General features: G+C 59.5%; 6 protein-coding genes, 1 tRNA gene and 2 pseudogenes. 3 read left to right on the forward strand and 6 right to left on the reverse strand.

The features are described 5' to 3' along the window. A pseudogene (locus AC1DRJ_RS14160) lies at positions 1-224 on the reverse strand (hypothetical protein); the annotation flags it as partial. Between the two features lie 275 nt (positions 225-499). On the opposite strand from AC1DRJ_RS14160, the pseudogene AC1DRJ_RS14165 reads away from it, so the two are divergent. Further along, positions 500-586: pseudogene (locus AC1DRJ_RS14165) on the forward strand (TOBE domain-containing protein); the annotation flags it as partial. An 18-nt stretch (positions 587-604) separates the two neighbouring features. On the opposite strand, the gene AC1DRJ_RS14170 reads toward AC1DRJ_RS14165, so the two are convergent. The 3 genes from AC1DRJ_RS14170 to ggt form a co-directional block, all read right to left on the reverse strand. Beyond that, positions 605-976 carry a helix-turn-helix domain-containing protein gene (locus AC1DRJ_RS14170; RefSeq protein WP_477802708.1) on the reverse strand — a complete coding sequence of 124 codons (372 nt, stop codon included), beginning with the start codon at positions 974-976 and terminating at the stop codon, positions 605-607. A gap of 2 nt (positions 977-978) precedes the next feature. Further along, the gene (locus tag AC1DRJ_RS14175; RefSeq protein ID WP_477802709.1) at positions 979-1,281 is read right to left on the reverse strand and encodes a type II toxin-antitoxin system HigB family toxin; all 303 of its coding nucleotides are present in this window, start codon (positions 1,279-1,281) and stop codon (positions 979-981) included. A 255-nt stretch (positions 1,282-1,536) separates the two neighbouring features. Beyond that, the gene (gene ggt, locus AC1DRJ_RS14180; RefSeq protein ID WP_477802710.1) at positions 1,537-3,369 is read right to left on the reverse strand and encodes a gamma-glutamyltransferase; all 1,833 of its coding nucleotides are present in this window, start codon (positions 3,367-3,369) and stop codon (positions 1,537-1,539) included. Positions 3,370-3,532: 163 nt separating this feature from the next. On the opposite strand from ggt, the gene AC1DRJ_RS14185 reads away from it, so the two are divergent. Then, positions 3,533-4,642, forward strand: coding sequence for a DUF2817 domain-containing protein (locus AC1DRJ_RS14185; RefSeq protein WP_477802711.1), 1,110 nt, complete (start codon positions 3,533-3,535; stop codon positions 4,640-4,642). An 89-nt stretch (positions 4,643-4,731) separates the two neighbouring features. Here the strand turns inward: AC1DRJ_RS14185 and AC1DRJ_RS14190 are convergent. Together AC1DRJ_RS14190 and AC1DRJ_RS14195 are read right to left on the reverse strand one after the other, a co-directional pair. After that, a tRNA-Met gene (locus tag AC1DRJ_RS14190) sits at positions 4,732-4,808 on the reverse strand. A gap of 116 nt (positions 4,809-4,924) precedes the next feature. Continuing rightward, positions 4,925-6,985: a methyl-accepting chemotaxis protein gene (locus tag AC1DRJ_RS14195; RefSeq protein ID WP_477802712.1), complete on the reverse strand. Its 2,061-nt coding sequence runs from the start codon at positions 6,983-6,985 to the stop codon at positions 4,925-4,927. A gap of 326 nt (positions 6,986-7,311) precedes the next feature. On the opposite strand from AC1DRJ_RS14195, the gene AC1DRJ_RS14200 reads away from it, so the two are divergent. Continuing rightward, complete coding sequence (locus tag AC1DRJ_RS14200; protein WP_477802713.1) at positions 7,312-8,529, forward strand: MFS transporter; 1,218 nt, start codon at positions 7,312-7,314, stop codon at positions 8,527-8,529. Positions 8,530-8,574: the final 45 nt, after the last annotated feature.

Here is an 8,574-nt window from a genome sequence, read left to right on the forward strand (position 1 = left end):
ATGCACACCGCGATATAGATCGTCAGCAGGCAAGCGGCATGGCTGACGATGGGCGTGCTGGCCAGCAAGGACTGGAGAATGGCTTGCAGTTCGGCCTGACTTGTCGAGTGGACCAGCAAGGGGATGGCGCCAAGAATGAAGCCCACGATCAGTTCTGTTTTAAAGCGCCTGCGAAACGCGCCAGACTCGTTGGGCGAATTGCTCTTCCAACGGTTGCTCATCAAATGTAAACGCCTTGGTGGTTGTGAAAAGTAGTGGATGCGCAGGGCTCAAGCGGGAAAACCCGCCGGTCAAATCACGACGCCTGTGATTCGGGACACACTTTAAAACAACCGCTGAAACACTTATGTCTGAAGCTTCCGAGGGTGTTGGAGGGCGATTCCCACAGCGTTGTGGGTTTTGCGAGAAAAGCGGGATCTGGCGCTGGAGAAGCACGCAACACGACAGGCTTTGAAGATCACGCGCTAAGCTTTGCGCGTCAGCGTGGTACTGAAATCCGGCGATTGCGGAGCTGGGGCTGGCGCCGGGTGTTAGTGCAACGGCGGTGATCAATGCCTCGCATATGAGTTTGGGTGTGTCGGCCTGATTTAGGGGGCGCGCCTGATCAAGCTTGTTTTACTGGTTTGATCAGACTCTCAGCCGGGATCCCGAACAACTCATGCAGTTTCCAGATCATTGGAAGCGTCAGGGCGCGTTTGCCATTGAGCACTTCATAAACCCGGTTTGTCCGGCCAATGGCGGGCGCCAGATCCGAAGCGGAAAGGCCAGATTGCTCCATACGAAATTTGATGGCATCAATCGGATTAGGCAGATCGGTCGGAAAATTTTTGGATTCATAAGCTTCGATCAGCGTGATCATGATGTCGAAGTAATCACCCTCAGGGGTGCCTGGCTCTGGTTCGTTGTCAAACAGTGCTGACACGTTTTGTAGAGCCGCACGGTAGTCCTCGTCAGTGTGAATCGGGTGAATATTCATGGTTACTCCATCTCGACGGTGTCGGCGTCGATTGCGTCGTACTGCTTGTGAGTGCCGACAAATTTTATGTATATGGCGCCGAAGCGATAGGCTACAGCGACTACTAACCTGAAGTCGTTACCCTTGATGTTGAATACGACTCTGCGGCTTTTGAGAATACTGGCGGTAGCAAAGTGAGCCTTTATACCCAAAGGCGTTTTCCAGTTTGCATTTCTTGCCTCGTCAACCCAGGCCAGAAAGGATTGTTCCGAGTCTGGGTATTTCTCCCAAAACTTTTTCAACTGACAAATAGCGATGATTCTCATGACACGATCCTAGTCCCGTGCTGGGACTGGTGCAAGTCTGTGGAGGGACAATCGATGGGCGGCGGAGTGAATTTGACTCTCGTAGTCAGGCACTGCGGTCAGCTAATTCGATGGGGCAAAAGCTGACGCAGAACTTTACTCAAGAAACAGTTTTTTGCGTGTAGGAAATGGCATCACGCAACAGCCGATCAAAATGTGATATCTGTAAAAAAGGGCCTACCTCCCGGTAAGCCCTTTTTCATTCCAGCGTACGAATCAATCCCCCAACGCTTCCCCCTCACGCCGAGGATCGGCCCCACCGGCCAGCGCGGCGTTCCCTTGCGCGTCCTTGACCCGAACAATCGCCTGGGTGCCACTGGTCATGTTGATTTCGCTCACGCTATGCCCTTTGTTCTTCAGCGCCTGAATCAACTCGGCGCTGAACTCTCCCTGTTCCAGTTCCGTCGGGCCGTTGCGGCTGCCGAAGTTGGGCAAGTTGATGGCGGCCTGTGGGTCGAGGTTCCAGTCGAGCAGGCCGATGGTGGTTTTGGCGACGTATTCGATGATTTGCGAGCCCCCGGGGGAGCCGAGGGTGGCGAGGAATTGACCGCTTTGGCGATCGAAGATCAGGGTCGGCGCCATGGACGAGCGTGGTCGTTTGCCGGGCTCAACGCGGTTGGCGACTTTTTCCCCGTTTTCTTCAGGGATGAATGAGAAGTCGGTCAGCTCGTTATTGAGCAGGAACCCTTGGACCATCACGTGCGAGCCGAAGGCGGATTCAATGGTGGTGGTCATGGATACAGCGCTGCCTTGGTCATCCACCGCCACCACTTGTGAAGTGGAGATTCGCAGCGGTGAACGGTCCGGCGCGTAGGCGACCTGAATGCCTGGCGGGGTGCCGGGTTTGGCCACGCCCATGCTGCGATCACCAATCAGGGCTGCGCGGCTGGCCAGATAGGCCGGGTCGACCAGCCCTTTGACAGGCACGGGCACGAAGTCGGCGTCGGCCACATACAACGCGCGGTCGGCGTAAGCCAGGCGCTCGGCTTCGGCGATCAGGTGCACCGCTTCCGGGGCGGGCTCCGTGCCTGCGGGTTTGTCGGTCTTGAGCGGTTTAAGCGGCGCCAGTGCAAAACGCGGGTCGCGGGTTTCCAGCGCCTGCAAGGTGCCGAGAATCTGTGCCACGGCGATCCCGCCGGACGACGGCGGCGGCATGCCGCACACCTGCCAGCGCTTGTAGTCGGTGCACAGCGGCGCGCGCTCCTTGGCCTGGTAGCCTTGGAGATCGCTCAGCGACAGGCTGCCGGGGTTGGCGTTGCCCTGAACCTTGGTGACGATCTCCTGCGCGATGGCGCCCTTGTACAGCGCGTCAGGCCCTTCGTTGGCGATGCGTTTCAGCACAGCGGCCAGTTCCGGATTCTTCAACAGTGTGCCGGCGGCTTTCGGGCTGCCATCAGCGTTCAGAAAGTAGGCCACCATGTCTGGCGAGCTGCGCATGGACGAATCCGAGGCGATCAACAGATGAAGGCGCGGAGAGATGGGGAAGCCTTGCTCGGCGAGCTGGATGGCCGGTTCGAACAGCTTTGCCCAAGGAAGTCGACCGTGTTTGCGATGGGCCAACTCAAGCGCTCGCAACACGCCAGGCGTCCCCACCGAACGCCCGCCAATCTGCGCTTGGGTGAATGCCATCGGTGTGCCGTCTGCCTGCAGGAAAAGCTTCTCGGTGGCGCCGGCTGGAGCGGTTTCGCGACCGTCGAAGGTGCGCACAGCCTTGCCATCCCAGAGCACGATCAATGCGCCGCCGCCAATGCCGGAGGATTGTGGTTCGACCAGCGTCAGCACCGCTTGCATCGCAATCGCGGCATCAATCGCCGAGCCACCCTGACGCAGCATTTCCCGGCCGGCTTCGGCCGCCAGGGGATTGGCTGCTGCCGCCATATGTCTGGACGCGTATTGGGTTTGCAGGTCGGTGCGATAGCCCGAGGCGCTTTCTGGCGCCGCAGGCAACGTCGACGTGGGGGGCGCGTTGCAGGCGGTGAGGATTAGCGCAGTGGCGATCAGCGACAGGGCCGAGCGGCGATAGCGGCTCAAGTGGAAGGCTGAGATCACGTTGGGGCACTCCGTCCGTGGGAAAGTTACCGGGACTGTATCGCTCGCCTCCGGGTGGCGCAAACCAGCACCTACAGGAAAGCTGTCTTTGCCCTTCATGAGTCGACGGATTTTCTGTAGGGTCAGGGGAACAGACTGGCCAGAAGATCAACAAGAGGCAGACATGCACACCGAGTTCCCCACCCAGCCAAGTTACCGTGCTCAGCGAGAGCAGTTCCTCGCAGCAGTCACCGAGGCCGGTGCAACGTTGACCGAGTACCCGCATCCACTCAAAGGGCCTTTTGGTGAGCCCTTGACCACCGATGTGGCGGTGCTGGGCGACCCAGGCGCCAAGCGGTTGTTGATTGCGCTGAGCGGTACACATGGCGTTGAAGGCTTTTACGGTTCGGGATGCCAGATCAAATGGATGCAGGAATTGGGCAAGCGCACACTGCCGGCCGACGTCGCCGTGGTGTTCATTCACCTGATCAATCCTTGGGGCACCGCGTGGCTGCGACGGGTGAACGAAGACAACATTGACCTGAACCGCAATCACCTGAGCTTCGAGCGCCCGTTGCCGGACAATGTGGCATACGCAACGCTGCATGACATCTACGCCTGCACCGAGCTGCAAGGTCCTGAGCGTGAACGCGCCGATGCCTTGCTCGATGCGCAGATTCGCACGCATGGCTGGCCGGCGGTGATGTCGATTGTCGAGGGTGGCCAGCACAGTCATCCCGACGGTCTGTTTTACGGCGGGCTGGCGCCAAGCTGGTCGAACCGCATACTGCACGCCATCCTGCAAAAACACATTGCCCACGCCGACGTGGCCATGTGTTTCGACCTGCACACGGGGGCCGGCGAGTACGGTCATCCGATGTTGCTGACGATCACCGAGGCGGCTTATCCGGCGCTCCCGCAGGCGCAGGCCATTTACGGCCCGTGGCTGTATACGCTGCTGACCGGCGCCGACACCTTGAGCGAAACCGGCGTGGCGGCAACCGCTACCGGCTACACCTCGCAAGCGCTGATCGATGCGTTGCCGCAGGTACGGTTGATGCCCTTTGTGATTGAGTGCGGAACGTATCCTGGGGCGGACGTGCATCGTCATTTGCGCGATGACCACTGGCTGCATCTGCATGGCAACCCGAGTGACGCGGTGGGGCGCGGGATCAAGCTGAATCTGCTGGAGCAGTTCTATCCGGCTGACAGCGACTGGCAGGCCATGGTCTGGCTGCGCACCTGGCAGATTTGGGAGAGGGCGCTGTCAGCGTTGCCGACGATTCGCCTCTGAAGCGGATTACCCTGAACCCATCGGATTCAGGGTACTTTTCTCGAGGCATAAAAAAACGGCCTACCTTTCGGTAAGCCGTTTTTAGTACTTGGTGGCTACACAGGGACTTGAACCCCGGACCCCAGCATTATGAATGCTATGCTCTAACCAACTGAGCTATGTAGCCAAGTGGCGCGCATTATTGGCTTGGAACGAGGATGTGTCAAGCGTAAATCTAAAATATTTCTCTACGCTTTCAACTGCTTATCCTCCTGACCCGAAAAAACGGGCCGGAGGAGGGCGTCAACTGAGCTGAAATCTCCCGGTATTCGCACTCAGGGCCTTGCTGCCTTGGCTCAAGGTGTCCGCCGCCAGGTTCACCGCCCGCGCGCCTTCGAGCAACCTTACAGCCGCCTGATCGACTTGCTGAATGTTGCCGCTGACTTCATCGGCGGTACTGGCCTGCTCTTCCACCGCGGTTGCGATCTGCGCCAGGGTGTTGGTCACGCCTTGCACCGCCAAGGCGATTTCCCCGAGGCGTTCGCCCAGGCCGGTGACGGATTGGGCATCATTTTGTGCCTGGTTACAGGCCGCTTCCATCAGGCTGACCGCCTCATTTACGGTGCTGCGCAAGCTGTCGACCGTGCCGGCAATTTGTGCGGTGGAAGACTGGGTCCGTTGCGACAGGCTGCGCACTTCATCGGCCACCACGGCAAAGCCGCGACCTTGTTCGCCTGCACGAGCGGCCTCGATCGCGGCATTGAGCGCCAACAGGTTGGTTTGCTCGGCGACACCGCGAATGGTATCGACCACCAGTTGAATCTGTTGCCCTTGCTCACTGACCCGACCCAGTGCCGCGGCGGTGTCGTTCAAGCGCTGATTGAGTTGCTGAATGCTGGCGGTGGTGCGCTGGCTGTCTCGGCTGCTGTCGGCGGCAATGCGCTGGGTGTGCTGGGCGCTGCCTGACGCCTGTTCACAACTCTGGGCGACCCCTTGAGAAGTGGCCGCCAGTTGCGTGGCCGCTGCAGCGATCTGGCTGATTTGCAACTGTTGCGCTTCGACTTCGCCGAGTGCGCCGCTGGAGTGATGGTTGAGCGTGCGCACCGCGTTGCTCACCTGCAAGGTTTCGTGATCGACCCCCTGCAAGCTGTGCCGCAATTGCACCACGGCGACGTTCAAGGCAGTGCTGATAGCCGCCAGTTCATCGCGGCCCTGCACGGGGGCTTGCAGGCTCAGATTGCCGTCACGCAAGGCTTCGGCCAGCAGCGTGATGCCGCTGGCGCTGCGACGGATCGAAGCTTGCAGGCAGATGAACAGGTAAAGCGCAGCCAGTAGCAGACAACCAAAGATCGTTGCCACCACAATGAACTGGCGAATCGCCGAGCCGTGGTAGTAATCCAGACGCTGATCCAATGACGTCAACGATTGCTGGCGCAGGGAAGCAAGGTCGGCGAGCAGGGTGTCGAGGTTGCGTTCAAACTCTTCTGGCTTGAGGTTGATGCTGCCGCCGAACACACCCTCATCCAGCACCTTCAGACTCGCGTCGAGCTGTTTGAGGCTGCCTTGGTACTGCCCGGCCCAGTTTTTCAATTCGCTGGGCAGGCGGGCTTCCAGGAGCGTGGCGGTTTTCACCAGTTGCTCGCGGGCATCGCCGATCCGGCTGCGCAGGTCCCGCAGTTGCAGACGGCTTTGCAGGGTGAACTGCCCAGAGACAACCGACGCCTGACCGACGCTGGCCAGACGCCCGACTCGTTCGATCAAGTCCGGCGCGTGCTGGGTGGAGATCTGCGTCAGCAGGTGGGTTTCCAGCCATGGCGCCAGCGTCAGGCGAGTGTCCATGGCGATCTGTTCGCGCAGGGCTTGCAGGGCGCTCAAGGCGTTGGTGAAAAGGTCGTAACCGTCCGGCCACCAGCCGACACCGTTCAGGCTTTTTGAGTCCAGGCCATTAAGCGCGGTTTGCAGGGCTTGATAACGGGCCAGCGTTTCGCCCTCGGTGCCTTCGACTTTCAGCGCGTTGCCGAGGTCTGAGGTGGCTTGAGCAATGGCAGGCTGAACCGCTTCAAACGCAGCCATCGCGGCGAGGGTAGCGGGCGTCGGCTGGCGATTGGTTTCCGTGGCGCGCCAGCGAGCAGCTCGATCACGCTGGGCCGACAGCAGGTTGTCGAGCGCATCCAGYGCGAGCAACTGACGTACCCCCGCACGTTCGCCGGAGATCAAGCTGAGTTTGKCGCGATASTCCTGRCCAATCATCAACAGGCTGCCGGCCARCGGCAGGATAAATAGCAGAAACAACAGCTGAAATTTGCGTGCAAAGCCAAAACGCCCCAGCAACCCTATCCCTGGCGATAAAAACGACATGCCCATGACTCCTGTGGACACCACGCACCATCGGCGTGCGCCGAGGTCATTGCGACCACGACCTGTGCCCTTGTAAAAAGGCCTCGAAAGTTCACCCTCGCCAGCTCTGCAGGCCAACTCTGTAGCGAAACTTCCCATTCTCGGTCCCCTTTGTAAGAGGCCCGCGTTGAAGGGATTGAACAAGGCAAGATTTAGACCATGGCGTTGCGCTATCACCTCGCGGGCGTGAGTATTTAGTTCGTTAGCTGGCTAAGGGGATAGCGTTGTTGCACCGAAAAATGGCACATTGGCGCACCTGCTCGTGCGCACCCATCCGCTATACGGAAATACTCATGGCTATCAGCAACGCTCAGTCCGGCGCGACGTCGGCACCCGCGACTTCACAAAGCAGCCCCTTGGTCGTGCGCATCATCGGCGCGGTGGCGCTGGCGCACCTCATCAACGACCTGATCCAGTCGGTGTTGCCGTCGATTTATCCGATGCTCAAGGCTAACTATGGCCTGACCTTTACCCAGGTCGGATTGATCACGCTGACCTTCCAGCTGACCGCTTCGCTCTTGCAGCCGTGGGTCGGTTATTACACCGATAGACACCCCAAGCCTTGGCTGCTTCCCGCCGGGACGGTGTGTACGCTGATCGGCATTGTGATGATGTCGATGGTCGGTACTTTTCCGTTGATTCTGCTGGCGGCGGGGTTGATCGGGATCGGTTCGTCGACCTTTCACCCAGAAGCCTCTCGTGTGGCGCGACTGGCCTCGGGCGGGCGGTTTGGTCTTGCGCAATCGACCTTTCAGGTGGGCGGGAATGCCGGGTCGGCGTTCGGCCCGTTGCTGGCTGCGGCGATCATCATTCCCTACGGTCAGGGTAATGTGGCCTGGTTCGGGCTATTCGCTGTGTTCGCGTTATTCGTGCTTTACCGGATCAGCCGCTGGTACGCCAACCACTTGAGTTTGTTCAAGCTCAAGCAAGGCCAGGCGCCGACACACGGTTTGTCGAAGGGGCGGGTGATCAGTGCGCTCGTAGTGCTCGGGTTGCTGGTGTTCTCCAAGTACTTCTACATGTCCAGCCTCACCAGCTACTTCACGTTCTACCTGATCGAGAAGTTCGACCTGTCGGTGGCCAGTTCGCAGCTGCATCTGTTCCTGTTTCTGGGGGCGGTAGCGGCAGGGACCTTCTTCGGTGGGCCGATCGGCGACAAGATCGGGCGTAAGGCGGTGATCTGGTTCTCGATCCTCGGCGTCGCACCGTTCACGTTGCTCCTGCCGCATGTCGACCTGTTCTGGACCAGCGTCCTGAGTGTGATCATCGGCTTCATCCTCGCCTCTGCGTTCTCGGCCATCGTGGTGTATGCCCAGGAACTGGTGCCGGGCAATGTCGGGATGATTGCCGGGGTGTTCTTTGGCTTGATGTTCGGTTTCGGCGGGATTGGTGCGGCGTTGCTCGGGCATCTGGCGGATGTGCACGGGATTGAGTACGTGTACTACCTGTGTTCGTTCCTGCCGTTGTTGGGTGTGCTGGCGATCTTCCTGCCAAGAACCAAAAAAACCTGACCGTACAAAAATCAAATGTGGGAGCGGGCTTGCTCGCGAAGGCGG

The organism is Pseudomonas sp. P5_B2 (assembly GCF_056400445.1).

Bases quoted from the DNA above. Each gene is read 5' to 3' on its own strand.
- AC1DRJ_RS14175 (WP_477802709.1), bottom strand. From the start codon at position 1,281: ATGAGAATCATCGCTATTTGTCAGTTGAAAAAGTTTTGGGAGAAATAC.
- AC1DRJ_RS14185 (WP_477802711.1), top strand. From the start codon at position 3,533: ATGCACACCGAGTTCCCCACCCAGCCAAGTTACCGTGCTCAGCGAGAG.
- AC1DRJ_RS14170 (WP_477802708.1), bottom strand. From the start codon at position 976: ATGAATATTCACCCGATTCACACTGACGAGGACTACCGTGCGGCTCTA.
- AC1DRJ_RS14200 (WP_477802713.1), top strand. From the start codon at position 7,312: ATGGCTATCAGCAACGCTCAGTCCGGCGCGACGTCGGCACCCGCGACT.